This window comes from Boseongicola aestuarii (genome assembly GCF_900184815.1).
In the GTDB taxonomy this organism is placed as follows: Bacteria; Pseudomonadota; Alphaproteobacteria; order Rhodobacterales; family Rhodobacteraceae; genus Boseongicola; species Boseongicola aestuarii.
Window position 1 is genome coordinate 521548 of the sequence record NZ_FXXQ01000002.1, and the last position, 25735, is coordinate 547282.

26 protein-coding genes and 1 tRNA gene are annotated in these 25735 nt (G+C 60.3%); 8 read left to right on the forward strand and 19 right to left on the reverse strand.

Going from position 1 to position 25735, the window contains the following annotated elements; all coding sequences use genetic code 11:
- Nucleotides 1-55: 55 nt before the first annotated feature.
- A complete protein-coding gene (locus BOA8489_RS05635) occupies nucleotides 56-796 on the forward strand; it encodes a metallophosphoesterase (RefSeq protein WP_093972984.1) in 741 nt (246 codons plus the stop codon).
- A gap of 2 nt (nucleotides 797-798) precedes the next feature.
- Here BOA8489_RS05635 and BOA8489_RS05640 read toward each other — a convergent pair whose 3' ends face one another.
- Nucleotides 799-1323 (reverse strand): DinB family protein, encoded by a 525-nt coding sequence (locus tag BOA8489_RS05640; RefSeq protein ID WP_093972985.1) that lies wholly within the window; start codon nucleotides 1321-1323, stop codon nucleotides 799-801.
- A gap of 55 nt (nucleotides 1324-1378) precedes the next feature.
- On the opposite strand from BOA8489_RS05640, the gene BOA8489_RS05645 reads away from it, so the two are divergent.
- Nucleotides 1379-1939, forward strand: a complete 561-nt coding sequence (locus BOA8489_RS05645; protein ID WP_093972986.1) for a DUF2585 domain-containing protein — start codon at nucleotides 1379-1381, stop codon at nucleotides 1937-1939.
- On the opposite strand, the gene BOA8489_RS05650 is transcribed toward BOA8489_RS05645, so the two are convergent.
- The 4 genes from BOA8489_RS05650 to BOA8489_RS05665 all read right to left on the reverse strand — a co-directional run bounded on the left by BOA8489_RS05650 (nucleotide 1936) and on the right by BOA8489_RS05665 (nucleotide 6798).
- Entirely contained in the window at nucleotides 1936-2895 is a 960-nt protein-coding gene (locus BOA8489_RS05650; protein ID WP_093972987.1) for a fumarylacetoacetate hydrolase family protein, read from the reverse strand. The two genes, BOA8489_RS05645 and BOA8489_RS05650, sit on opposite strands and share 4 nt — an antisense overlap.
- 152 nt (nucleotides 2896-3047) lie before the next feature.
- Nucleotides 3048-4403: a homogentisate 1,2-dioxygenase gene (gene hmgA / locus BOA8489_RS05655; protein WP_093972988.1), complete on the reverse strand. Its 1356-nt coding sequence runs from the start codon at nucleotides 4401-4403 to the stop codon at nucleotides 3048-3050.
- Between the two features lie 102 nt (nucleotides 4404-4505).
- Nucleotides 4506-5549: an L-threonine 3-dehydrogenase gene (gene tdh, locus BOA8489_RS05660; RefSeq protein ID WP_093972989.1), complete on the reverse strand. Its 1044-nt coding sequence runs from the start codon at nucleotides 5547-5549 to the stop codon at nucleotides 4506-4508.
- A 67-nt stretch (nucleotides 5550-5616) separates the two neighbouring features.
- Nucleotides 5617-6798, reverse strand: a complete 1182-nt coding sequence (locus BOA8489_RS05665) for a glycine C-acetyltransferase (protein ID WP_093972990.1) — start codon at nucleotides 6796-6798, stop codon at nucleotides 5617-5619.
- Nucleotides 6799-6920: 122 nt separating this feature from the next.
- On the opposite strand from BOA8489_RS05665, the gene BOA8489_RS05670 reads away from it, so the two are divergent.
- Together BOA8489_RS05670 and BOA8489_RS05675 are read left to right on the forward strand one after the other, a co-directional pair.
- Nucleotides 6921-7346 carry a MarR family winged helix-turn-helix transcriptional regulator gene (locus tag BOA8489_RS05670; protein WP_093972991.1) on the forward strand — a complete coding sequence of 142 codons (426 nt, stop codon included), beginning with the start codon at nucleotides 6921-6923 and terminating at the stop codon, nucleotides 7344-7346.
- 103 nt (nucleotides 7347-7449) lie between these two features.
- Nucleotides 7450-9846 carry an ATP-binding protein gene (locus tag BOA8489_RS05675; protein ID WP_093972992.1) on the forward strand — a complete coding sequence of 799 codons (2397 nt, stop codon included), beginning with the start codon at nucleotides 7450-7452 and terminating at the stop codon, nucleotides 9844-9846.
- Here BOA8489_RS05675 and yaaA read toward each other — a convergent pair.
- From yaaA to BOA8489_RS05700, 5 genes are all read right to left on the reverse strand, one after another.
- Nucleotides 9843-10628 carry a peroxide stress protein YaaA gene (gene yaaA / locus BOA8489_RS05680; protein WP_093972993.1) on the reverse strand — a complete coding sequence of 262 codons (786 nt, stop codon included), beginning with the start codon at nucleotides 10626-10628 and terminating at the stop codon, nucleotides 9843-9845. The genes BOA8489_RS05675 and yaaA overlap by 4 nt on opposite strands.
- A gap of 68 nt (nucleotides 10629-10696) precedes the next feature.
- A complete protein-coding gene (locus BOA8489_RS05685) occupies nucleotides 10697-11602 on the reverse strand; it encodes a 4-(cytidine 5'-diphospho)-2-C-methyl-D-erythritol kinase (protein WP_093972994.1) in 906 nt (301 codons plus the stop codon).
- On the reverse strand, nucleotides 11595-13301 hold the full coding sequence (locus BOA8489_RS05690; protein ID WP_093973068.1) for a tetratricopeptide repeat protein: 1707 nt from the start codon (nucleotides 13299-13301) through the stop codon (nucleotides 11595-11597). Before BOA8489_RS05690 ends, BOA8489_RS05685 begins: the two co-directional genes overlap by 8 nt.
- A gap of 99 nt (nucleotides 13302-13400) precedes the next feature.
- A complete protein-coding gene (locus BOA8489_RS05695; RefSeq protein WP_093972995.1) occupies nucleotides 13401-15035 on the reverse strand; it encodes an electron transfer flavoprotein-ubiquinone oxidoreductase in 1635 nt (544 codons plus the stop codon).
- 82 nt (nucleotides 15036-15117) lie between these two features.
- Entirely contained in the window at nucleotides 15118-16323 is a 1206-nt protein-coding gene (locus BOA8489_RS05700; protein WP_093972996.1) for a multidrug effflux MFS transporter, read from the reverse strand.
- 204 nt (nucleotides 16324-16527) lie between these two features.
- On the opposite strand from BOA8489_RS05700, the gene greA reads away from it, so the two are divergent.
- Together greA and BOA8489_RS05710 are read left to right on the forward strand one after the other, a co-directional pair.
- A complete protein-coding gene (greA, locus tag BOA8489_RS05705; protein ID WP_093973069.1) occupies nucleotides 16528-16998 on the forward strand; it encodes a transcription elongation factor GreA in 471 nt (156 codons plus the stop codon).
- A 21-nt stretch (nucleotides 16999-17019) separates the two neighbouring features.
- Nucleotides 17020-18060, forward strand: coding sequence for a hypothetical protein (locus BOA8489_RS05710; RefSeq protein WP_093972997.1), 1041 nt, complete (start codon nucleotides 17020-17022; stop codon nucleotides 18058-18060).
- 9 nt (nucleotides 18061-18069) lie between these two features.
- Here the strand turns inward: BOA8489_RS05710 and BOA8489_RS05715 are convergent, their stop codons facing one another.
- From BOA8489_RS05715 to rplK, 3 genes are all read right to left on the reverse strand, one after another.
- Nucleotides 18070-19095: a matrixin family metalloprotease gene (locus tag BOA8489_RS05715; RefSeq protein ID WP_093972998.1), complete on the reverse strand. Its 1026-nt coding sequence runs from the start codon at nucleotides 19093-19095 to the stop codon at nucleotides 18070-18072.
- 196 nt (nucleotides 19096-19291) lie between these two features.
- Nucleotides 19292-19993: a 50S ribosomal protein L1 gene (rplA, locus tag BOA8489_RS05720; protein WP_093972999.1), complete on the reverse strand. Its 702-nt coding sequence runs from the start codon at nucleotides 19991-19993 to the stop codon at nucleotides 19292-19294.
- Nucleotides 19994-19997: 4 nt separating this feature from the next.
- Nucleotides 19998-20426, reverse strand: a complete 429-nt coding sequence (rplK, locus tag BOA8489_RS05725) for a 50S ribosomal protein L11 (RefSeq protein WP_093973000.1) — start codon at nucleotides 20424-20426, stop codon at nucleotides 19998-20000.
- Between the two features lie 221 nt (nucleotides 20427-20647).
- Between rplK and BOA8489_RS05730 the strand changes: the two genes are divergently transcribed.
- The gene (locus BOA8489_RS05730; RefSeq protein ID WP_093973001.1) at nucleotides 20648-21445 is read left to right on the forward strand and encodes an alpha/beta fold hydrolase; all 798 of its coding nucleotides are present in this window, start codon (nucleotides 20648-20650) and stop codon (nucleotides 21443-21445) included.
- Between the two features lie 252 nt (nucleotides 21446-21697).
- Here the strand turns inward: BOA8489_RS05730 and nusG are convergent, their stop codons facing one another.
- Complete coding sequence (gene nusG, locus BOA8489_RS05735) at nucleotides 21698-22231, reverse strand: transcription termination/antitermination protein NusG (protein WP_093973002.1); 534 nt, start codon at nucleotides 22229-22231, stop codon at nucleotides 21698-21700.
- A gap of 181 nt (nucleotides 22232-22412) precedes the next feature.
- Between nusG and BOA8489_RS05740 the strand changes: the two genes are divergently transcribed.
- A complete protein-coding gene (locus tag BOA8489_RS05740) occupies nucleotides 22413-23390 on the forward strand; it encodes an NAD-dependent epimerase/dehydratase family protein (RefSeq protein WP_176440215.1) in 978 nt (325 codons plus the stop codon).
- Between the two features lie 4 nt (nucleotides 23391-23394).
- Here the strand turns inward: BOA8489_RS05740 and secE are convergent, their stop codons facing one another.
- The 5 genes from secE to BOA8489_RS05765 form a co-directional block, all read right to left on the reverse strand.
- Nucleotides 23395-23586, reverse strand: coding sequence for a preprotein translocase subunit SecE (gene secE / locus BOA8489_RS05745; protein ID WP_093973004.1), 192 nt, complete (start codon nucleotides 23584-23586; stop codon nucleotides 23395-23397).
- A gap of 53 nt (nucleotides 23587-23639) precedes the next feature.
- A complete protein-coding gene (locus BOA8489_RS05750; protein ID WP_093973005.1) occupies nucleotides 23640-24299 on the reverse strand; it encodes a CatB-related O-acetyltransferase in 660 nt (219 codons plus the stop codon).
- 90 nt (nucleotides 24300-24389) lie between these two features.
- A tRNA-Trp gene (locus BOA8489_RS05755) sits at nucleotides 24390-24465 on the reverse strand.
- A gap of 61 nt (nucleotides 24466-24526) precedes the next feature.
- Nucleotides 24527-25501 carry a zinc transporter ZntB gene (locus BOA8489_RS05760; RefSeq protein WP_093973006.1) on the reverse strand — a complete coding sequence of 325 codons (975 nt, stop codon included), beginning with the start codon at nucleotides 25499-25501 and terminating at the stop codon, nucleotides 24527-24529.
- Nucleotides 25502-25608: 107 nt separating this feature from the next.
- Nucleotides 25609-25735, reverse strand: a 127-nt coding sequence (locus BOA8489_RS05765; RefSeq protein WP_503092228.1) for an EF-Tu C-terminal domain-related protein, incomplete at its 5' end; no start/stop codon positions are given.

Genomic DNA, 25735 nt, shown 5'->3' on the forward strand with positions numbered 1-25735 from the left:
CAGGACTTACACGAAACGTCTTGCCCCGATCCTTTGCCGGACCTAAGCCAAACATATGAGTGACCGAGTGTATGCCATTGGTGACGTGCATGGGCATCTGGAGCAGCTTCAGATCGCCCATCGACGCATTGCGATTGACGCCGCCTCGGGAAACGGGGCGTCTCCGGTCATCCACATCGGCGATCTGACGGATCGCGGACCGAACAGCCGGGGCGTAATTCAGTTTCTGATCGACGGGATGAACGCCGGCGCGGACTGGCTGGTCATCAAGGGCAACCACGATCGGTTTTTCTCGAACTACATCCGCACCGGTGAGACGACCGATGGCCGGTTGCGCAAGGATCTGAACTGGCTCAGCCCGTCGATGGGCGGTCAGGATACCTTGCGATCCTATGGCATCGAAAAACGCACGCTTGAAAGCGCTGCCAAGTTCCACGCCCGTGCCAGAAAGGCCGTGCCGGAAGAGCATGTGGCGTTTATTGAAAAGATGCCTTTGTATCATAGACTTGCGGGAATGATTTTTGTTCATGCAGGCATTCGTCCCGGCTTTCCCATGGACACGCAGGACGAAGACGATCTCTTGTGGATCCGCGACGAATTCCTGTGGCGGCTGGAAAGCCACGAAGCCCTGATCGTCCATGGCCATACCCCGATTGACGAGCCGACGCATTATGGCAACCGCGTCAACATCGACACCGGCGCGGGCTATGGACAGGAACTGGTGCCCGTCGTCTTTGAGGGCGGTGCCTGTTTTGCCCTGACTGAAGAGGGACGCGTCCCGGTCGAACCTCACTAGGCTTACGACCAATAGGCTTCGGCCGACGGAACGCGCCCATGCGTGAGGTAAAAGTCATCCAACTGAGGCGGGGGAATGCCCGCATCCGATAATTGCACATGCGCCTGACCACGGTGATGGATTTGGTGCTGCACAAGGTGCAGGATCAGCGCCGCGACGTTCTCCTCGACCGGCCCTGTCTCGCGATCCGTGGTACGTTTTTCGGCAAGTGTGTTGTCATTTAGTCGCCCGCAGAATGTCGCAAACCGGATATCTGCCTCAAGCTGCAGGCGCGCAAGTTCTGCAGCGCCCGTCACCGCCTTTCTGTCGAAAACCGAACGACCATGTCCTCCGCCTTCCAGCGCATCGAGGTAATAAAGATCAACCTCAAAGATATGGTTCATCGTCTGAGCCAGCGATCCAAAAAAACCCGGCCGAGCGGCGGTAGAGGCCTGCGGCGGCAGAGCCTTGATGGACTGATAAAGCGTCGCATTCGCCCAGGCGTTGTTCAAAGCCATCGCCAGCCACGGCGTCACATGTGCATTCATCCGTACTCTACCTTTTTTGCTGGACGGAATGATACTGACGTGATTCCTTTGGCTTATGCAACGCAACGCCACCCCTTATGCGCTGACTGTGGCCCTGCTTCTGGCCATGGCCGTCTGGCTCTTGTGGATCGGCCGCGAGCCGATCTGCACTTGTGGCGTGATCAAATTGTGGCACGGCGAAACCATGTCGAGCGAGAATTCCCAGCACCTGTCGGATTGGTATACACCCAGTCATATTCTGCATGGCCTAATGTTCTATGCAGGGCTTTGGCTGGTGGCGCGGCGCGTCTCGGTGCCGTGGCGCCTCACGATCGCGACCTTCATCGAGGTCGCCTGGGAGATCGTCGAAAACTCGGATGCGATTATCGAACGCTATCGCGCGGTGACGATCTCTTTGGACTACTTTGGTGACTCGGTTGTCAATTCCGTGGCCGATGTGGTTGCGATGTGGGTCGGGTTCTGGCTTGCCGGAAGATTGCCGCTCTGGGCTAGCGTGGCGATCGTTTTCCTGTACGAAGGCATCACGATGTGGGTGATCCGAGATGGTCTTGCGCTGAACATCATCATGCTGCTCTATCCGCTTGACCTGATCCGCGACTGGCAAGCCGCGGGCTAAGGATCAAGCCGCACTGTCTGATCTATGGCCCCGAAAATCGACTGCCCCGTCTCGTCCTCCATCCAGATCCGCACACGATCCCTGGTCTTCAGAAACGGCGTCTCCGCAGCGCCGCTCAGGATCGTCTCGACCATGCGCTGTTCGGCGATACACGAATAGCCGCGCCCACCTTGCGCCACAGGGTTGCCCGGTCCGCCATCAGGGTCACGGTTCGACACCGTGCCCGACCCGATCACCGTCCCCGCAGGCAAGGCCCGCGTCTTTGCGGCATGCGCAATAAGATCGCCGAAATCAAACGTCATGTCCTCGCCCGCATCCGCTCGCCCGAACGGCGCGCCGTTCAGATCGACCTTCAATATCCCATGCAATTTGCGCCCGTCCCAACCGGGCAAGGCGTCCGGTGTCACTGCCACCGGCGAACAGGCCGAAATCGGCTTGGATTGAACAAATCCAAACCCCTTGGACAATTCATCCGGAATCAAATTGCGCAAAGATATGTCATTGAGAACCATGACATATTCCACAAAGCCAGACGCCTCTTCAGCCGAAACACCCTGATGCACCGCCGAAGTGATCACAGCGATTTCAGCCTCGAAATCCACACCCCACTCGGCGCGGCCCCTTATCTCGTCACCGGATCCGGCAAACACCGACAACCCCTGATACATCAACGGATCACTCCAGAACCGCGCGGGCATCTCAGCCCCGCGCGCGCGCCGCACCAGATCGACGTGGTTCACATACGCCGAGCCATCCAGAAACTGAAACGCCCGCGGCAGGGGGGCCGCGCAATACGCTACATCGAACGAATGATCCTGAAACTCCGGCACCAGACGCCCCATATCCAGCGCTTCCTGCAAGGTCGCGTCCGTGCAAAAGCGGTAACTCTGCAAGTCATCCGAAACAACCACCAGCCGCCCGTCCCGACCTCCATGATCCAGCGTCGCAACCTTCACCGCCTTCTACCCTTCTTCTGTTTCAAAATATCCCGGGGGAGCGCAGCGGGGGCGGAGCCCCCCTGAAACGTCACTTCTTGCGCTTTTGCCACCAGCGGAACCCGACGATCAGACCCACCGTCGCGATCGCCCAGAAAACCATGTCGCCCATATCACTTCTCTCCTGCCGTCCCGTCGAATTTCTTCTCCAGCGACGTCCAGCAGTCAATGTAATCGTCCTGTAAGGGCGCCTCATTAGCCGCGAATTCTGTCAGGTGTTGCGGAAACCGCGTCTCGAACATGAAGGACATGGTGTTCTCAAGCTTGGCTGGGCCAAGGTTCGACGTGGTCGCCGCTTCGAAGGCCTCGCGATCCGGGCCATGCGGCAGCATCATGTTGTGGAGGCTCATTCCGCCAGGAACAAAGCCCTGCGGCTTGGCGTCGTACTGACCGTAAATATTGCCCATCAACTCGGACATGACGTTTTTGTGGTACCACGGCGGGCGGAAGGTGTTTTCACTGACCAGCCACCGCTCGCGGAACAGGACAAAGTCGATATTGGCTGTGCCGGGGTGCGATGATGGGGCCGTCAGTACTGTGAAGATCGACGGATCGGGATGGTCGAACAGCACCGCGCCGACCGGGCAATAGGTCTTGAGGTCGTATTTCATAGGTGCGTAATTGCCGTGCCATGCGACGATGTCCAAAGGGCTTTGCGCGATCTGCGTCTCATGGAACTGACCGCACCATTTTATCGTCAGCGTTGACGGCACCTCGCGGTCTTCGAAGGCCGCGACGGGGGCCTTGAAATCACGCGGGTTGGCCATGCAGTTGGCGCCGATCGGACCGCGCCCGGGCAGCTCGAATTTCTGGCCGTAGTTCTCGCAGACAAACCCGCGCGCGGGCCCGTCCAGAACTTCGACACGATAAACAAGCCCGCGCGGCAGAATCGCAATCTCCTGCGGGGCCAGGTCGATGACGCCCAGTTCGGTGCAGAACCGCAGGCGACCTTCCTGCGGCACCACCAGAAGCTCGCTGTCGGCGGAATAGAAATAGCTGTCCACCATGCTGTCGGTCACAAGATAGATATGGCTTGCCATGCCGGTCTGCGTGTTCACGTCGCCCGCCGTCGTCATCGTGCGCATCCCCGTCAACCAGGTCAGTCCCACGTCTCCGTGTGGTAGCGGATCCCAGCGATACTGACCCAGGCTGATCACGTCTTCGGGGATATGCGGCGCGGTTTTCCACAGGGGCAACTCGGCGCGCGCATAGCGTGCAGAATGCTTGACCGAGGGGCGAATGCGATAGCACCAGGTCCGTTCGGGGCGCTCATCGGTGAACGCTGTGCCGGACAATTGTTCGGCGTAGAGTCCGTAATTCACGCGTTGAGGCGAGTTCATCCCCTGCGGCAATGCTCCGGGCAGGGCTTCGGTTTCGAAATCGTTGCCAAAGCCGGGCATATAGCCCGGCGTGGTGCCGGATGTAGTCGCGGCCTGGGTCAGGCCAGAAAGTCCCTTGGTCTGGGTCATGACGTGCGCTCCATTCTTGCTTTCTGTATATCGTTGCACGTGCAACGATGTCAATTCAGCAGGGCTGCGCCGCCGTCCGGTCACAGTGCGGCCTATCCTTGTTCAGACCCCGGTCCAATCCAGAACGATCTTCCCGGACTGACCGGATTTCATCGTTTCAAAGCCGGCACGGTAGTCATCGACCGACATGCGGTGTGTGATGACCTTTCTGACGTCCAGACCGTTTTCCAGCATCGCGATCATCTTGTACCAGGTCTCGAAAATCTCGCGACCATAGACGCCTTTCAGCGTGATCGCCTTGAACACGATGCGCGACCAGTCGACCGGGGATTTGCCCGGCGGGATACCCAATAGCGCAATCCGGCCGCCCATCACAAGAGCCTCAACCATCTGATCCAGCGCCCGCTGGTTGCCCGACATTTCAAGGCCGACATCGAAGCCTTCCTTCATCTTGAGTTTTGTGATCACATCTCGCAAGTCCTCTGTCGCAACGTTGACCGGCACCACATCGGCGACCTGTTCGGCCAGTGCCAGACGGGTCGGATTGACGTCTGTGATCACAACGTGCCGCGCACCCACATGACGCGCCACGGCGGCGGCCATAATCCCGATCGGCCCGGCCCCGGTGACCAGTACATCCTCGCCCACCAGATCAAAGCTGAGCGCCGTGTGAACCGCGTTGCCCAGCGGATCGAGGATGGCACCAATCTCGTCGTCGACCTCATCCGGCAAGGGCACGGCGTTGAAGGCTGGAAGCCGCAGGTATTCCGCGAAAGCGCCTTGTTCGTTGACGCCGATACCGCGCGTTTGCGGGTCCAGGTGGAACTTGCCTGCCCGCGACTGACGCGAGTGTTTGCCGATCAGGTGACCTTCGCCCGAGACGCGCTGACCAAGCGTGAGGTCGGTAACATTGCGGCCAAGGTCGACGATTTCACCGGCGAATTCGTGGCCTGTGATCAACGGCACCGGCACGGTTTTGGCAGCCCATTCATCCCAGTCCCAGATATGAATATCAGTACCGCAAATTCCGGTCTTGTGAATGCGGATCAGCACGTCGTCGGGCCCGATCGCCGGCACCGGAGCGTCGATCATATCAAGACCCGGCGCAGGCATGGTTTTGGCGAGGGCTTTCATCTGGTTCGTCATTGTGAACGGCTTTCTGCGGGGCAGCGTCGGATTTGGATATTTAAGCCAAAAAGAAGTAAAATTTTAATCAAATTGCACCGGTTTCCTCGCCGGCTTGTTGGAAGGCTTCTGCGGCGCGGTCAAGGTCGTCTTTCGTGAGGCTTGCGTTCATCTGGGTGCGGATGCGGGCCTGCCCCTTTGGCACGACCGGAAAGAAGAAGCCCGCAACATAGACGCCAAGGGCGCCGAGGCGCGCGGCCATGTCTTGCGCCAGCCGGGCGTCGCCCAGCATCACGGGGACGATCGGGTGGCTGCCCGGAAGGGTTTTGAAGCCAGCCGACTCAAGGGCATTTCGCCAATAGGCAGTGTTGTCAAAGAGCTGAGCGCGCAGGTCGTCGCCGGCCTCCACGATATCGATGGCCTTCAGTCCTGCGGCGCAGACCATGGGGGGCAGTGCGTTGGAAAACAGGTAAGGGCGGGCGCGTTGGCGCAAGAGATCGACGATGCGCTTCGAGGCGGCGATGTAGCCCCCGATGGCGCCGCCCATGGCCTTGCCAAGCGTGCCCGTCAGAATGTCGGCCCTGATACCTGCGTGGGCCGGGGTGCCGGCGCCTTTGGGCCCCATGAAGCCGGTGGCGTGGCAGTCGTCGACCATCAAGAGCGCATCGTAGGTGTCTGCGAGCCTGCGGATTTCCGCGAGGTTGGCCAGTGTACCGTCCAAAGAAAAGACCCCGTCCGTCGCGATCATGATGAAGCGGGCGTTGTTGGCGCGCGCCTCTTTCAGTTTGGCTTCAAGGTCGGCCATGTCGTTGTTGGCGTAGCGGTATCTCTGGGCCTTGCACAGCCGAATACCGTCAATGATCGAGGCGTGGTTGAGCGCGTCCGAGATCACTGCATCCTGCGCCTCAAGCAGCGGCTCGAAGACGCCTGCGTTCGCGTCGAAACAGGCGGCGAACAGGATCGAGTCTTCCATTCCGAGAAACGTGGCGAGGCGGGACTCGAGCGTCTGATGCAGGTCTTGCGTGCCGCAGATAAAACGGACCGACGCCATGCCGAAACCGTGATCATCGAGCGCGGCTTTGGCGGAATGGATCAGGCGGGGGTCGTCGGCGAGACCTAGGTAGTTGTTGGCGCAGAGGTTCAGCATCGTCCTGCCGCCGACCGTGATGTGCGCCGATTGCGGCGAAGTGATCGCGCGTTCGCGTTTCATTAACCCGTCGGCCTCGATTTCAGCGAGGGTAGCCTTCAGGTGGCGATCGAATTCTGTCATGGCGGGGCCTCCTTTGCGCTTAGTGTTAACAGGTTCGCGCGCGGTTGTCCGGTGTCTGCGACATGCGCAGGGCGCGCAGAGATGGGCTGGGCAATTGCGCGCGATTGTGGCTTTGTGGGCGCATGAGTGCCTTTGATCTGGAAGCTTTTCTGCCTTATCAGCTTGCCGTGCTGGCCGAGCGGACCAGCCGCGCCTTCGAGGCGGAGTATCACGCCCGGTTCGGCATCGGCGTCGCCGAATGGCGGGTTCTGGCGCATCTGAGCCAGTCACCAAGCGTCAGTGTGCGCGATATCCAAAAGCAGGTTTCAATGGAGAAAAGCCGGGTCAGCCGGGCGGCGGGGCGGCTGGAGGCCGCTGGCTTCATTCTGCGGCGCCCCGATCCTGCGGATGCGCGGTTGTTGGCGTTGGAGTTGACCGACAAAGGTCAGGATCTGATTGCCACGATGACGCCCGTCGCTGCGGCGTTCGAGGCCGAGATGATGGCGCGATTGGGGTCCGACGGCGAGGCGTTTCGGCGCAGCCTGCAGGCTTTGCTTTATCGCGACTGAGGCGCGCCCTGCTTGTGATGTTCATAGAGATTAAGAGCTTATTTACTCTGTGTAGGCCATAACGTTTCGAGTTGCGGACAAGCGACGGGCGACGGAGTGGCCGATGGATATTGTCGAAGAACTTGAAGCTGAAAGGCGCGCGCGGTTGGCGGCCGAGAAGTTGATGGCCCAGTTGAAGTCCGAGCTTGGCGAGGCCAACCGGCAATTGTCGCACCATGCGCGCAAGCTCTCGGGCGAGATCGTTTCAAGCCGCGAGGAAATGGGACGGGTGCGCAGCCAGGCCGAGACGCTGAAATCCGAGGTCGATGTGGCGCGCGACAGTCTGGTGCAAGCGAAAAGCGCCATGGTCATCGCCGAGCGGCGCCTGTGGGATTCGCTTGAGACCATCCGGCACGGATTTGCGGTGTTCAATCCCGACAACCTTTTGATCGCGGCGAACCGTGCGTTTCTGTCCATTTTCGAGGGCCTCGACATGGTCCGGCCCGGCGTTTCCATTCCGACACTTATCGAATTGCTGGCCGACGAGGGGATCGTTGATCTTGGGGGCGTGGCCTCTCGGAAATGGCAGGCGGACATGCTGGAGCGATACAACAGCGACCGCGTGGATCATGCCTTGCTCAAGCTCTGGAATGGCCAATTCCTTCGCCTGATCGACCGGCGCACGCGCAACGGAGATCTGGTCACGTTGGCGCTGAACGTCACCGAACAGGCAATCCGCGAAGAACAATTGAGCGAGGCGCGCAGGCCGGCCGAAGCTGCGAATCGCGCGAAATCTGCGTTTCTGGCGAACATGAGCCACGAGATCCGGACGCCGATGAATGGCGTGGTCGCGATGGCGGAAATGCTGGCGGAAACGGAACTGGACGCCGAACAAAAGGCCTTTGCCGAAACGATCCGATCCTCGGGCGAGGCGCTATTGGTGATTATCATTGATGTGCTGGATTACTCGAAGATCGAGGCCGAGCAGATCAGTTTCAAGTCCGCGCCGTTCGATCTTGAGCGCTCGATTCACGATGTGGTGACTTTGTTGCAGCCCAGCGTGCGTGACAAGGGGCTGCAGATCGCGGTGGATTACGATCTGTTCATGCCAACGGCCTACATCGGTGATGCGGGGCGGATACGGCAGGTGCTGACCAACCTCGTCGGGAACGCGATCAAATTCACCGAGCAAGGTCATGTCCTGATCCGCGTGGTGGGTTTGCCGGGCGAAAACGAGACGGATTATCAGGTGCACATCACGGTGGAAGACACCGGCATCGGAATCCCGGAAGAAAAGCTCGACAGCGTTTTCAAAGAGTTTCAGCAGGTCGAGAACGATCAGGATCGGGCGCACGACGGGACCGGGCTTGGGCTGGCGATCACCAAGCGCTTGGTCGAAGCGATGGGCGGCGAAGTCTGGCTGGATTCGCGCGAAGGCGTCGGGTCGGGTTTCGGGTTCCGGCTGCCACTGACGTCGACGGTGGATATCGAAGCGGAAGACGTGACCGCGCCGCCTTGGCTTGAGCGGGCCTTTATTGTCGAACATGCGGGCATGAACCGGACTGTGCTCGCCAAACAGCTTGGACTGGTCGGGCTGAAACCCGTACTGATCGAGAGCTTTGAGGAACTGGTGGCAGGACGGCCCGGACCGATGGATGTGATCGTCGTCGGGCAATCGACGGACGGTCGCGATCCGTTCGAGGCGGCGGCGGAAATACGCGCTCGTTTCAAACCGGCCGGGTTGTTCAAGGTCGTCGTCGGCCCGTCTAAGGTGCCCGAAAACATGACTTTTGACCGTCTCTTGCCGCGCCCGATGTTGCGCGCCGCGATGATGGAGGGCTTAGGCGAACTGCGCCCGCCGGTCACTGTCGCTCCCCATAGCGAGGACGACGACAGACACGCGCCGTTGCGCAATCCCGCTGGCTCGAACCCGCCCATCGAAGACGCCATGCCGCCCGAAGTCCCCGAGCCTGTCGAGATGTTGGTCGATCTGCCGGTGACGCCCGATCCCGCGCCAGAGACAGACGACCCTCCACCTGTGGACCCGGCGCGCGACGAACCTCGTCGGATGCGCGTTCTTGCGGCGGAAGACAATCGGACCAACCAGTTCGTGTTTGAAAAGATGCTGAAGGCGCTGGATATCGATCTGGCGTTCGCCGAAAACGGGCTTGAGGCGGTCGCCGCCTTCGAAGCCGCCCGCCCGGACATCATTTTCACCGACATCTCGATGCCGAAAATGGACGGCAAGGAAGCCACGCGGCGGATCCGCGCGATAGAGGCCGAACGCGGACTGGAACCCTGCCAGATCATCGCGGTCACGGCACATGCAATGGAAGGCCATCAGGAGGATATCCTGGCCGCGGGTATCGACGAATACTTGACGAAACCGTTGAAAAAACAGAAGCTTATTGACTTCATCGTGACGGCGCAGCCATTGGATGCCCGGCCTTGCCTGCCTATGGAAGACGCGCCGCCCGAGCATTTCGAAGCCACGCGTCAGAGCAGCCTGCAGGGCGCTTAGGCGGCCTTTATTGCGGCCTGTTCGTCGCGGTGAAACACAAGCGTTGTTGGATCCCCGAGGTCGGGTTGGAAACGATAGCCACCCAGATCGAAATCGCGCAAGCCCTCGGGCGCGGTGACCCGGTTTTCGATGATGAACCGCGCCATCGCACCACGCGCTTTCTTGGCGAAAAAGCTGACGATCTTCGGCGTGCCAGCTTTCAGTTCGAAAAACTGCGGTGTGATGACCCTGGGCTTCAGCGCCTTCAGATCGACTGCGCCAAAGTATTCCTGACTGGCACAATTCACCAGAAATTCCGTACCGACGGCCTCGGCATCCGCGTTCAGGGACTTGGCAATCGTGTCACCCCAAAAATCATAAAGCGACGTGCCTCGCCGGGTCTTCAGGCGGCTGCCCATCTCCAAGCGGTAAGGCTGGATCGCATCAAGCGGACGCAGCACACCATAAAGCCCAGAGAGAATGCGAAGATGATCTTGCGCGCGTTCCAACGCATCACCGTCCAGCGTTTCGGCCTCAAGCCCCTGATAGGTGTCACCCGCAAAGGCGAAGACCGCCGGGCGGGTCAGATCGAGGGTCGGCGCATCTTGGAACGCACGAAACCGGTCGCGGTTCAGACGCGCCAGATCGTCAGACAAATCCATGAGGGACTTCAGTTTGCCAAGTGTCAACTGCCGCGCATGCCCCGCCAGACGCGCCGCTTCGGTCTGAAAATCCGGCTCCGTGGGCGACACGGACCGTTCGGACCAATCGAGACGTTTAGCGGGGGAAATGACTGTCAGCATGGGCACGGCTCCTCTTTTGTCAGAGCTAGCGCGCGCGCGTCGGATGGAAAAGGGGCGACGTCGGATTTTCAGACGACCGGCAAACTCTTTTGGAACATATCGCCAAGAATACACCCGGCGACCCACCAGTCCGGGCGATCGTCGCGGATTGCCTGTGCGGCGGCTTTGGCGTCGTCGATCTCGGCAAAAAGCGCGAAACAGGTCGCGCCCGAACCGGACATGCGCACAAGCCCCGCGCCCGGACACTCTGCAAGACGCGCCAGCACCTTGCCGATGACCGGCGCAATCGACAGGGCAGGACCCTGCAAATCGTTTCGCTGCCCGGCCAGCCAGTCGATCAGTGCGCTGGCGTCCGCAAAGGTAGGCAGGTCCTCGGGCATCGGTGGGTTATCTTTTTTTTCCAATGCCTTGAACACCGGTGGCGTGGCGACGGGCACGCGCGGATTGACAAGAACGCAAGCCACCTGCGGCAGGTCCACCAGCGTGATTTTTTCCCCGATCCCACGGGCGCGCAGCGGGCGGCTGATGACGCACATGGGCACATCCGCCCCCAGCGCAACCAAGGCACGCGCCTGCGTTTCGTAGAGGATCTCGGGCATGGCGAATTGCGTTTCGGCCTGTGCTTCACCCTCAGGGCCAAGGGCGAGCATCCCGCGCCACGCGGCTGCGGCATCTGCCGAGCCGCCGCCAATCCCGGAGGACGCTGGCAGGTGTTTGGTCAGGGTGATCGCCGCCTGCCGCCCCGCGCCGGCAAATTGCGCGGACTTCATGGCAAGGTTATTCATGTCCGCCGGAACGCCTGCGGCCTCGGGGCCTTCAACCGTAAGCGAATTGATTCCGGCCTCGACAAGCCAAAGCTCATCCCCCACCGTCGCAAAGGTCACAAGACTGTCCAGCTCGTGATAGCCGTCGTCGCGTTGGCCGGTAATGTGAAGCGTCAGGTTGATCTTTGCAGGCGCAAAGACCTTAACCATCTTCGTTCGCAACCGTCAGCGGAGGCGCGCCTTCTTCGTCCAGAACAACGTCCAGACCGACTTCAAGCTTTCGGCGAATGCGCTCGGGATCAACGTCGTTAGGGTCGGTGTCTTCGGTGATGAACGACAAGGCGCGGTGCCACTGGAATTCAGCCTCGCGCGCGCGGCCCACGGCCCAGTAGACATCGCCCAGATGGTCGTTGACGATCGGATCGACCGGCAACAATTCCACCGCGCGTTCCATGTGGCCAACGGCTTCGGCGTAACGCCCAACGCGGTAAAGACCCCAGCCAAGACTGTCGACGATATACCCGGAATCCGGACGCTGTTCGACCGCGCGTTCGATCAGGTCCAACGCCTCGTCGAGGTTTTCGTTCATCTCAAGGAAGGAATACCCAAGGTAATTCAGCACCTGCGGTTGTTCAGGGCGCAATTCCAGCGCGGCGCGGAAATCGGCCTCGGCGTCGGACCAACGGTCAAGGCGTTCATGCGAAATACCGCGGGCAAAATACACCAGCCAGTGCTGTTCCTGCGGCGTGCCGATCAACTCCAAGGCGCGGGCGTAGGGTTCAAGCGAGGCCTGAAAATCCTCGACCTGACGATAGGCATCCGCCAGCGCGATCTGAACGGACGGCAAATCGCCGTGGGTTTCGGTAAGCTGCACAAGCGCCTCGATCGCCTCGTCCGTGCGACCCGACCGGCGCAGGGCTGCAGCGCGCCCAAGCTCAGCGGCGTGATAGACCGGCGAGGTCTCGGGCACCGTGTCGTAGACGGCAGTGGCAAGCTCAAACTGCCCAAGGCTTTCAAGGATTTCAGCCGTCGCCAGCAGGGCGTCGATGTGATCCGGGCGAACCGCAAGCGCCATGCGGGTATAAAGCAGCGTATAGCCGTCCTGCGCTTCACCGCGCAGCGCCCCGCCGATGGAATGATAGATCTCCGCGACTCCGTCCGTCGGGTTGCGCACCGTGTCGAAAGGCAGCGTTCCGCCTGCTTCCAGCACCTCTTTCATGGCCGCAAGCTGCGGGTTCAAATTCGAGCCAAACGACGCTTCCAGCAGATCGATGGCCACCTGTGTCTGTTCAAGCTGACTGAGCACTTGCGCATAGGCGATGATGCCGCGCGACGTCAGGCGGATCGTCGTGCCGCCCTCGCCCGCGAAAATCGCTGCCGCACCTTCAAAATCACCGACTGACCCAAGCGCAAGCGCCTTGTGGTAAAGCCCGAACGCTTCGACGCCCTGATTGCCCGAGACCGCGTCGAACCCGTCCAAAGCATCGCTCATCCGGCCCGCACCCAGTTCGGCCCAGGCCCTGAGCAGACTGTCGAACAACGGTCCCACAGTCATGCCCGCGTCCAGATCTGCCAAAAGCGCATCCCAGTTGCCGCGCACGCCGGCATCACCCGCCAGCGCAAGTGCTGCAAGCTGGCTTTGCGTGCCGACCTCGGTCAGGCGCCGGGCCAGCGGCGCGGCGCGCTCAAGATCGCCAAGCCCGATATAGGCCGTCAGAGCGTTTTCCAGCAAAACCGGATTGCGGCTGTCTCGCAGCAGCGCACGGGTGAACTGCTGCGCGGCCTTGGCATAGTCGTTCGCCATCATGGCAGAGCGCGCGGCCAGATAGCTGCCCGATGCAGGCTCGGTCCAGGCCGGGGTTGCAGCAGCCAACACGGCGGCCAGCGTCAAAGAGCGGATCAATGGCATGCGGCCATCCTTTTTATCGCGTTTGACCAAAAAGGTAGTCTTCGCGCAGGGCCGTGGCAATGAGGGGCGGCACAATGACCGCCCTTCATGACGAAGGTGTTACATATTGGGATAATTCGGCCCGTCCCCGCCCTGTGGCGTGGTCCAGACGATGTTCTCGCTGGGGTCCTTGATATCACAGGTCTTGCAGTGAACGCAGTTCTGGAAGTTGATGACGAATTGCTCGTCGACCACTTCGTAAACACCCGCCGGACAATAGCGTTGTGCCGGTTCGGCGTATTTCGGCAGGTTCACCGAAATCGGGACACTGGCGTCCTTCAGTTTCAGGTGTGCCGGCTGGCTTTCCTCGTGGTTCGTCATCGAGAAGCTGACGTTCGTCAAGCGATCAAAGCTGAGCTTGCCATCGGGTTTCGGATAGTCGATCGGTTTGAAATCCGCCGCGAGTCCGGTGCTTTGGGCATCATTCTTGCCGTGGCCAACAGTGCCCAAAAGCGAAAATCCAAGCGTGTTCGTCCACATATCGAAACCACCCAGCGTCAGCGACGCCATAAGCCCGTGCTTGGACCACAAAGGTTTGACATTGCGCACTTTTTTCAGGTCTTGACCAACCGCTCCGGTCTTCAGTTCGGCGCTGTAGTCCTCCAGCGTGTCGCCACTGCGACCGTCCTGAATCGCCGCCCAGGCGTGTTCGGCCGCCGCCTTGCCCGACAGCATTGCGTTATGGTTACCCTTGATGCGCGGCACGTTAACGAGGCCCACGGAGCACCCAAGCAAAGCGCCACCCGGAAACGCCGCCTCGGGCATCGACTGATAGCCACCTTCGGTGATCGCCCGCGCGCCGTAAGCCACGCGTTTACCGCCTTCCAGCAGCTTGGCGACCATCGGATGATGCTTGAAGCGCTGAAATTCCATGTAGGGGTACAGATGCGGATTCTTGTAGTTCAGGTGGACGACGAAACCGACATAAACCTGATTGTTCTCAAGGTGATAGATAAAAGACCCGCCACCCGCGTTCTTGCCCAGAGGCCAGCCCATCGTATGCGTGACCGAGCCTTCCTTGTGCTTTTCCGGGTCGATCTCCCAGATTTCCTTCATGCCCAGACCATATTTCTGCGGCTCTGAATTGGCATCAAGACCGTATTTCGCGATCACCTGCTTGGACAGCGACCCCCGCACGCCTTCCCCAAGGAAAACGTACTTGCCCAAAAGCTCCATCCCCGGCTCATAACCCTCGGAGGGTGTCCCGTCGGAGTTCAGGCCGAACTCACCGGCAACCACGCCTCTGACTTCGCCGTTTTCGCCGTAGATCAACTCGGAACAGGCCATGCCTGGGAAGATCTCGACGCCCATCTCCTCAGCCTGCTCGGCCATCCAGCGGCAAACATTACCCATCGACACGATGTAATTGCCGTGGTTGTTCATTAGCGGTGGCATCGGGAAATTCGGGATGCGGATCTGGCCCGCTTCGCCCAGCATATAGAAGTTGTCGTCCTTCACCGGCACGTTCAGCGGCGCGCCTTTGGCCTTCCAGTCCGGGATCAGCGCATCCAGTCCAACCGGGTCAAGCACCGCGCCCGAAAGGATATGTGCGCCCACTTCCGAGCCCTTTTCCAGCACGACCACGTTCAGATCGGCGTCAAGTTGCTTCAGACGGATCGCTGCCGACAAGCCCGCAGGCCCCGCGCCCACGATGACAACGTCGTATTCCATGCTTTCGCGGATCGTTTCGGTCATGCTGCTGTTCCCTATGGCGTTTTCAGTGCTTGGCGCGATTTATTCCCGTATCGGACGGTGGGGTCAATTGCGACGCAGGGTATCAGGCCGGGTTTTCCGCAGCGTCGTGCGCGGTTTCAAGGCGTCGCGCCCAAAACGCCGCCGCTAGTGCCACGCTCGCGATGACCAGCATCAGCCCGATCAAGGCCTGCGGTTCGGCCCAGCGCGCAATCATGATCCCGGCCAGCATCGTCAGAACGGCCCCGACGGCCGACATCAAGGCCGACTGAAGTCCAGCTGCCGTGCCCGAAACGCCCTCGCGCACCGACATCACGCCCGCATTGCTGTTGGGCAGTGTCAATCCATTGCCTATCCCGACAAACACCGTGCTGCCGAAGAAAACATAAGGCGACACCCAGCCAAGCGTCAGCGCCGTGAAACCCACCAGCAGGCCGCCAAACGCCGTGATCCGCCCGGCCAGCATCATCGTCGTCAGGTGATAGCGCGGCCCGATGCGTCCCGACAGGAACGATCCGAACATGAATCCGACCGTGATGCTGCCGATGAAAAAGCCGGTTTCCGCGCTGGTCACGCCAAAGGCGGTTTCGGCCACCAACGGCACACCGGTCAGGAAAGTGAAGAAGGCTCCAACCGAAAAGGCGCTGCAAATGGCGAAGGCCCAGAAGCGGCGCGCGCCCAGCAAAGCAGTGATCTTTTGTAAACTGCTTGAGGTGGGCGCCTTGCTTTGATCCAGCGTTTCCCCAAGATCGACCCAGGCCAGCGCAAAGATGCCAAGGCCCGCAACGGCGTAAAACCAGAATACCGCGCGCCAGCCGAACGCCGTGTCGATGATGCCGCCGATCACCGGCCCGATCATCGGGGCAAGTGCCATCGCCATCGCGATATAGGCCAGTATGCGAGCGGATTCGCGCGGGCTGGACGTGTCGCGCACAACGGCCATGGCCACCGTGCCGCAGGCGACCATCACCGCCTGCAACATCCGGAACACCAAGAACGCCCAGACGTTTTCGGCCAGCGAACAGGCGACGGACGCCGCGATGAACAACGCCGTCGCGCCCAGAACCACCGGGCGTCTGCCGATCCGGTCCGAAAGCGGCCCCGCAATCAAGACCACGCCCGCCGAAACCGCCAGATACCCGGCCACCGCGACACTGACCAAGGCATAATCGGCCTCAAGATCCCGCGCGATATTGCTCAGCGCGGGAAGGATCATGTTCAGCGTCAGCACCGACAGCCCCGTCAGGGCGATCAGCGTCAGCCGATGAGGAGGAGTCGTGGCCGTTTTCATGGTTCTGCCGCCGGGTTTCAAACGACCCGAGGGGAAGGGGCGCACACACAAGTCTACGGTTCATTGCCCGGCATTTGCAATGGCGCGCGGCTGCATTGCCGCACTGGCAATGCCTCGCACATCTGCGCCAATCGCCCTTGACTCTGCCCGCTCTGAAAGACTTTAAGATCCCGGTTGCCGCCTCACGTGGCGAAAGGAAATCCTTTGGAAAAGATACCGCTGACACGCGCGGGCCATACCGCGCTGAACGATGAATTGAAGAAGCTGAAATCGGTCGAACGCCCGGCGGTGATCCGTGCGATCGCCGAAGCGCGCGAACACGGGGACCTCAGCGAAAACGCCGAGTATCACGCCGCCCGCGAGAAGCAGAGCTTCATCGAAGGGCGCGTGAAGGAACTGGAAGGTATCCTGTCTCTTGCTGACGTGATCGACACATCCAAACTGTCCGGCACAGTCAAGTTCGGCGCGATCGTCAAGATCGTGGACGAAGACACTGACGAAGAGAAATCCTATCAGATTGTCGGCGAACCAGAGGCGGATATCGAAAGCGGCAAATTGAACATCAAATCGCCCCTTGCGCGCGCATTGATTGGCAAGGAAGAAGGCGACAGCGTCGAAGTGCGCACGCCCGGCGGCGAAAAAGCCTACGAGATTCTGTCTATCAAATTTAGCTGACCGAAAGGGCCAAAACGCCCCATGTCTGAAAGCTCTGATCGCAAAGCCCCCGTCGACCTTGGCATCTATAGCCGCGTTGCGGCCGACACTTCGCTTGACCCGGCGGACAAGATCGCGCTGGTCGTGTCGGGCATCTGGATCGTGCTGTGTCTGGCGTTTCTGGGCATCGTCGGGCTGGGCGGGTCCGAAGGGCTGGGCAGTCTGCGCTTTCTGATCGTCGTGCTGGCAGTGCTGCTGCCCGTGGCATTGATCTGGATCGGTGCGATTGCGGTGAAATCAGCGCGCATCATGCGCGAGGAAAGCGATCGGCTTCAGGCCTCAATGGACGCGATGCGCCAGATTTACATCACGCAGGCGCAGATGGCCGCAACCACGATGGGCCCCAATGTCGAGCGCAAGATCGACGAGATCGTTAAAGGTCAGCAACGCGCGGAAAGCGCGCTGGCCCAGTTCGCCACTTCGCGGCCCATTTCCGTTCCCGCCCCGTCGCCCGAACGCCCGGCGGTCGCGCCGATGGCCCCGCCCGTGACACCCGGTATGGACCAGCAGCCCGATCTGGCGCTGGGAACCCCGGCCGAAATTTACGGCACGCCGGTGTCGACCGCGGATTTCATCACCGCGATGAATTTCCCCGAAACCGCCGACGACCGTGCGGGCTTCAACGCCTTGCGCCGCGCACTGGCCGATCGCCGCGCCGCCGTGCTGATTCAGGCCAGTCAGGACGTGCTGACCCTGCTCAGCCAAGACGGCATCTATATGGATGATCTGACGCCGGATCGCGCGCGCACCGAGGTCTGGCGCCGATTCGCCGCCGGGGAACGGGGTCGCACGGTTTCGGGACTTGGCGGCGTGCGGGATCGCTCATCGCTGGCGCTGAGTGCCGCACGGATGCGTCAGGATTCGATCTTTCGCGACGCCGCGCATCATTTCCTGCGCACCTTCGACAAAACGCTGGCCAGCATTGCCGACCGCCTGAGCGACGAGGAACTGTCGGCGCTGACGGAAACCCGCACGGCGCGGGCTTTCATGCTCTTGGGCCGGGTGGCCGGAATTTTCGACTAGTCCGGCCGCCTAGACCAGGAACATATCCTCGTCCGCGCCACAGCAATTGCCACAATCGCAGCCATGTTCGTGATCGTGGTCCGGGCCTTCGATGAAATTGCCGAAGTCATCGACATAAACCGAATGCGAGAAATCCTGCACGACCGGCAGCAGATCCGTCGCCAGAACGTCGGCTTCGGTTTCGGCGGGTGTCTCATCTGCATCGTCATCCTCGGCCACGCGGCCAGCGGCAACACCGACAAGAGCCGCACCGCCGCCAAAGAGCATCGCGGCCACGACGCCAAGCAGGGCGACCAGAATTCCAAGCGCACCGCCGCTGCTGCCACCGTCGTCTTCTGACACGGTTTCAGGAGTCGAAGGCGGATCGGAGTCTTCTTCGGGAGGAGAAGGTGGTGGTGGCGGTGGCGCCTCGGGCTCTTCCGGCGGAGGTGGTGGTGGCACCTCGGGATCTTCCGGCGGAGGCGGTTGAGGTGGAGGTGGAGGTGGTGGAGCAATCCCGTCGCCTGCACCATAGAGAGCCTGCGCACCGGCGATGTCACCGGATTGCAGCTCGTCCACCGAGATCCTCGAGTTCATGATCTGAAGGGGTTCACCGTCGTTTGAATCAAAGTGCCGCAAACCCAGCACATGCCCGATCTCATGCAAAGCGACCGCGTAGAAATCCACTTCGCCCGGATTGCCGTTCGGAGCCCAGTCCTCGGCCTCGTCAAAAAGCACGCTGCCGGATGTTATCGAAGAACTGGTGCTGCTCCAGAACGCCTGACCAACGGTGTTCCACGCCCCATCAATCGCGCCGACACTGACGTCGATATCGATCGGGGTCGTCGTGTCATCCGGCGAAACATAGGTGAAATTGATATCGGCGACAGTTTCCCAAGTATCAAAGGCGTCCTGCAAGGCCGCGTCGAAATCCGCTTGGGTATCGCCACCGTCAAACTGGAAATTCGAGCCGAACTCGGCGGTCCATGTGATCTCGCCACTTTCAGTGCCATAAGTGGAACTGCCCCACTTTGGTCCAAACAGGTTGTAATACATCGTCGCCTCAAGTCTGCCCCGGAGTCTTCTGCTCCTGTTATTAGCGTTCTGTTAAGCGAGACAATTGGACTAAACAACGGCGCAAATGTGGCGACGGCGAAAAGCGCCTGTTTCCCCAAGGGAAATCGGCGTGATTTCGCAACAAAAAAGGCGCATCCCGAAGGATACGCCTGATTTCACACGTTTCGCAGAGGGCTTAGCTGTTGCCTGTGGCCGAAACCACGTCAACCGAAACGCCCGGACCCATGGTCGAAGTCAAGAAGACTTTCTTCATATAGGTGCCTTTGGCGCCTGTTGGCCGGGCCTTCGACACCGCGTCGACGAATGCGCGGATGTTCTCGACCAGCTTCGCTTCGTCGAACGACGTCTTGCCAACACCGGCGTGAACAACACCGGCTTTCTCGGCCTTGAACGTAACCTGACCGCCTTTTGCAGCCTCGACAGCTTCTGCGACGTCCATGGTCACCGTGCCGACCTTCGGGTTCGGCATCAGGTTGCGCGGACCAAGCACCTTACCAAGACGACCGACAATCGGCATCATGTCAGGTGTGGCGATGCAACGATCGAACTCGATCTTGCCGCCCTGAACGATCTCCATCAGGTCTTCGGCGCCGACGATGTCCGCACCTGCCTTTTGGGCTTCTTCCGCCTTCGCACCACGTGCGAAAACCGCAACGCGAACCGACTTGCCGGTGCCGTTTGGCAGGTTGACCGAACCGCGAACCATCTGGTCTGCGTGGCGCGGATCAACACCGAGGTTCATCGCGATTTCGACTGTCTGGTCGAACTTCGTCTTTGCATTGCCTTTGATCAGAGCGACAGCTTCTTCAACTGTGAGGTTCTCTTTACCGGCGAATGCCTCTTTGGCGGCGCGTGCGCGCTTTCCAAGTTTTGCCATCGTCTTACCCTTTCACCTCGATACCCATCGACCGGGCAGAGCCCAGGATGATCTTCATCGCAGCTTCAACGTCGTTTGCGTTCAGATCGACCATTTTCGCTTCCGCGATCTCGCGCAGTTGCTTGGTGGTCACCGAACCGACGGTCTCGCGGCTTGGAGTCTTCGCACCCGACTTCAGCTTGGCCGCTTTTTTCAGGTAATAAGACGCAGGAGGCGTCTTGATTTCCATCGAGAACGACTTGTCCTGATAGTAGGTGATGATGGTCGGGCAAGGGGCGCCTTGCTCCATGTCCTGCGTCTTGGCGTTGAAGCCTTTGCAGAATTCCATGATGTTGATGCCGCGCTGACCCAATGCCGGTCCGACCGGCGGGGAGGGGTTTGCTTGTCCGGCGGGCACCTGCAACTTCAGTTGCCCCATAACTTTCTTGGCCATTGGCCATCTCCTTTTTGCAACGCCTGCCGGTCGCGTCCGTCAGGCTTCATGTCGATGTGGTCCGGTCCGGTACGCGCGCGCCCTCGCCTCCCACATGGGAATCCCCTGTTCGGGGACTGGCGGGGGATAGACCGGGGGCGCGTGGTTTGCAATAGCCTTGAACGCGAATTGGTCGGCGCTGCGCCTTACTGTAGGGTGTCCCTCAGAACGAAGGAAACGCCATGCTGCACCACGTCACCGTCGGAAACGGCACACCCCTTGTGATCTTGCATGGCGTGCGCCTCGATCATCGCCACATGATCGAGAGCCTTGAGCCGGTCTTCGAAAACCTCGACGGCTGGCAACGCATTTATGTCGACCTTCCCGGGCACGGGCAAAGCCCCGCTGACAACGCGATCCGCTCGATGGACGATGTGCTGGAGGCGCTCGTTGTTTTCACCGACGCGATACTGCCGGGCCAGCGCTTTGGCGTGATCGGCGAATCGCGCGGCAGTTATCTGGCCCGCGGCATGGCGCATAAGAGACCCAACGCTGCGCTCGGCCTCGGCCTCATCGTGCCCGGCGGCAATCCCGGCACGGACCCGGCACGCCTGCCGCCGCATCAGGTCCTGATGCCCGACGCCTCCCTGCGCGAAGGTCTGGCCGACAATCAGGTCTACCGCTTCGAGAACCTCATGGTCATCCAGAACCAACGCCTTCTCGATCAGGCGGCCAAAGCCAAAATCCCCGCGATGGCGCTTTTTGACGCCGAACAGGAAGACCGCGTCTTTCAAGCATTCCATTTTCAGCACGCGCTGAACGGCGAAGCCGAACGGCACGACGGCCCCAGCGTCATCATCGTCGGGCGTCAGGACGCCATGTCAGGTTATCTCGACGGGATCGACCTGTTGAACGCCTACCACCGCGCCAGCCTCGCCGTGCTGGACACCGCCGGACACGCAGTGGCATGGGAGCGCCCCGAAGTCTTTCAGGCACTGATGCGTAATTGGCTGGACCGGCTGCAGCATTCCCTGATCTGAGACAACGGCCAGACCGCCGGGTCAAAACCTGACGGTCCTAACCATCGCGGTCATCTTGTCGCTTTTCAGACCGGACGCTCAGCTTTCGCTTGCGGATATCAATCAGAAATCAGGCCCAAAATGACGGCGATCACATCAAAGAAATAGAGCGCAAAACCGCTTTCCAGACTACGGCCGGAGGTAGAGCCAAAAAGTCATGCGGCAAAGCGACCAACGGCACAACCGGCCTTCAATGAAGGCCGGGGGCCGGTCTCATGTCTGCTTGGAAACCTGCGTGAATTCCAATTCGACGGGCGTGGCGCGACCGAAGATTGACACGCTGACCTTCAGACGCTGGTTCTCGTCGTCCACATCTTCCACCGTACCGTCGAAGTCTTCGAACGGGCCGTCGTTGACCTTGACCTTCTCGCCGATCTCGAACGAAATCAGCAGCTTCGGTGCGCTCTCGCCCTCTTCGACGCGACCAAGGATCGCCTGAACTTCGCTGTCGCGCATCGGCATCGGACGCCCCTGCGGGCCAAGGAAGCCGGTGACGCGGTTGATCGAGTTGATCAAGTGATAGCCTTCGTCGGACATTTCCATGCGGACCAGAACGTAACCGGGCATGAAGCGGCGCTCGGCCGTTACCTTTTTGCCGCGCCGGATTTCGATGACTTCTTCGGTCGGGACCAGCACTTCTTCGATCTGATCCTCAAGCCCCGCATCGATCACGGCATGACGGATTTGCTCGGCAATCTTCTTTTCGAAGTTCGAGAGCACGCTCACCGAATACCAGCGTTTCGCCATGGTTCTATCGTCCTTATCTGTCCGCCGGGGAGTCCCGGAAATAAAAGCGGCGTGCAACTCGGTGCACGCCTTATGCCGGGCAATTACACGGCATCACGTTCCGTTTCAAGTGCTGTTCAGCATTGATCTGCTGCCACAGTCGGTCAAACTGCCGGGGGATTTGCAATCAAGGGGGCCCGAAATGGCAAATGAAACGTATCTCGTCACCGGCGCGATGGGTTGCATCGGGTCCTGGGTGCTGCGCCATCTCACGGATCAGGGCGCGAAGATTGTGGCGACCGACCTGCAAGATGACCCGGTGCGCGCCCGGCTTTTGCTGAGTGACGCCGAAATTGCCGCCATCACGTGGGATCATCTCGACGTCACCGACACCAAAGCTGCGTCGTCCATCGTCGCGAAACACCAGGTGACGCACATCATTCACCTTGCCGGGCTGCAAATCCCGTTTTGCCGCGCCAATCCGCCTCTGGGCGCTGCGGTCAATGTCACCGGGACCGTCAATATCTTCGAGGCAGCCCGCGCCCACGACGTCAAAGGTCTGGTCTACGCCAGTTCCCTCGCCGCGCTCGGCGCGCCCGAGACCTACGACACTTGGCCCCTGCCCGACGACGCCCTTCCTAACCCGGCAACGCTTTACGGCGTCTACAAGGTTGCCAACGAGGAAACCGGCCGGATCTATGCCGCCGACTGGAATGTCGGCAGCATCGGCCTGCGCCCCTATACGGTCTATGGCGTCGCCCGTGACCAGGGCGTGACGGCGGACCCCGCAAAAGCAATCCTCGCCGCCGCCGCCGGCGTTCCGTTCCACATCCGCTTCAGTGGCGCGATCGCCCTTCAACACGCCTCTGACGTCGCGCGGATTTTCATCGGCTGCGCAAACGCCGAAGCGACCGGTGCGCATGTCTTCAACCTGCGCGGCGATGTTATTGAAATCGCGGACTTCGTCGAGATTCTCAAGGATATCGTGCCGGACGCTCAAATCACCTACGAGCAAAACGCCCCGCTGCCCTACCCGGCTGACCTGAGCGACGCCGGCCTTCGCAGCGTGCTTGGCCAAGTCCCCCACACGCCTCTGAAAGACGCAATGGCAAATGACCTATCTGCCTACAGATCACTGCTGGCGACTGGCAAACTCGATTTGAAGCAATTGGAAAGCTGAGGCCCTAGCCAAAGATCGTCAGGATACCCTGCAACCCCTGACGGATCAGAAAGTCGACCAGAAAGAAGAACGCCGCTGTCACGATCGACAGCAAAAAGACCATCGACGACGTCAGCACGACTTCACGACGCGTGGGCCAGACGACCTTGGCGATCTCTGCACGGGTTTGCTGAACGAATTGAAGCGGATTGGCCATGTGTACACTCTTTGTCAGATCAATCGGGCAGATACGCGCTTGTGGCGCGCTTTTCAACCCTTCGCAACTACACGTTCCAGTGCATCAACATCGCCTCCGCAAATCGCAGCCCCATTGGCGACGATAAGGTCAATCGGCCAGTCCCACCAAGCCAGCTTCATCAGCCGCGCCGTCTGCGCCGGATCAAAGCGATGACGAACAACTTGCGCCGGATTGCCCGCAACAATCGTGTAATCCGGCACCTTGCCGCGCACCACGGACCCTGCGCCGATAATCACCCCCGAGCCGATCTGCGCACCGGGCAGGATCATCGCCCCTGTGCCGATCCAGACATCGTTGCCGATGACGGTGTCGGCAAAACTGGTGGGCATCGAGGGACGTCCCGCGCCCATTCCATCGAATATTGCAAAGGGAAAGGTGGAAATCCCGTCATACCGGTGATTGGCCGAGGACGTGATGAACTGCACGCCCGAAGCGATCTGGCAGAACTTGCCGATCACCAGTTTCTCGGGCGAAAACTCGAACAAATAGGGCGCGATCCGGGCGGCATACCCCGACGGATCCTCCAGAGGCGCGTGATCGGAATAATAGCTGTAGTCGCCGACCTCGATCCTTGAATGACGCAGAACCGCCTTCAGGAATACTGTGCCTTGATGGTGGCTGCCGTCAGGCAGCGTGATGGGAAAACGGGTATCGGGTTTGGCAAAGGGCATGGAAGAACCTCGCGAAGGTCTGAAGTCAAAAATCGGATGACGGATCAGAAACGGTGCTGGTTCATCTGCCTTGCTCCTTACTGGTGGTCTTGGCAGGGGCTGAGGGACTCGAACCCACGACCCTCGGTTTTGGAGACCGATGCTCTACCAACTGAGCTAAACCCCTAAGACCAAGGGCGTGATTAGTCGGTTGGAGTTGGGGAATCAAGCTTAGAAACGTGACGGCGTCAAATAAGCCGCAAGAGCCTCAGTAGCACTAGTTGCAGCGCAATCATGCCGAACAGGATCGCGCAGAATACCCAGAACGCACCATCCCAGGCCGCGCCGGGTATGCCGCCCAGGTTCACGCCGAACACGCCGGCAACGACACCAAGCGGCAGGAACACCACCGAAATTATCGACAGCACATACAGGTTTCGGTTCAGCCGCTCGGCCTGCGTGCTTCCCAGATCGTCCTTGATTACATGCAGACGCTCGCGAATCTCGTCCAGCGTTTCGACCATCCGCGTCGTACGGTCGGCGGCTTCGCCCAGACGGTTCCGGTCCTTCTGCTCAAGCCAGTCAAGGTCCGAATTCCGCAAGGCCGTCAGCGCGTCACGCTGCGCGGCGATATGGCGACGAAAGGCCACCGCGGTGCGGCGCGCACTGGTGATGCGGGCCCGGACCGAAAGATTGTCGTCCTCCAGATCGACTTCCTCCAATGCACTGGTTTCGTCGTCCAGTCGCACCAAAGCCTCGTCGATCTCGACGCCTATCAAATCCACCATCTGACACAGAAAATCACCGACCCGCGTCGGCCCGACGCCTTTCTCGAACCGCTCCGCCATATCGCTGACGGCTTCCAGATCGCGCACCGACACCGACAAGATCCGCGCGGGATCAAGCCACAGACGCACCGAAACCATATCGTTGGGTTCCTGCTCGGGGTTCGGGTTCACACCCCGCAGAATGACAAGAGCACCACCATCGCTGCCCCGCACGCGCGGCCGCGTTGCCTGTGCCAAAAGCGCATCTGAAATCGAATGATCGAGGTAATCCAGATGTTTGGCCAGCCAGCGTGCAGCACCGTCTTCGGTCACGCGAAGGTGGACCCATGCCGCCTCAGGTGACTTCAGCGCCTCGGCCATCGCCGCTTCGTCGCCTAGCCGCGCATCCGCCGCATTACCGCCAAGCCTGAAAGCATGTTGAACAAGTTGATCCATGCCCCAAACTAGCGCGGGCTTCCAAAGCAATCAAAGCCTGAAACGGCAGAATTAAAAAAGCCCGCGCCAAACTGGCGCGGGCTTGTTCGGTCGCGATCGAACGAACCTTAGTCGATGATCTTCGACACGACGCCTGCGCCGACGGTGCGGCCGCCTTCGCGGATCGCAAAGCGCAGACCGTTTTCCATCGCAATCGGCGCGATCAGCTCAACCGTGAACGACACGTTGTCGCCC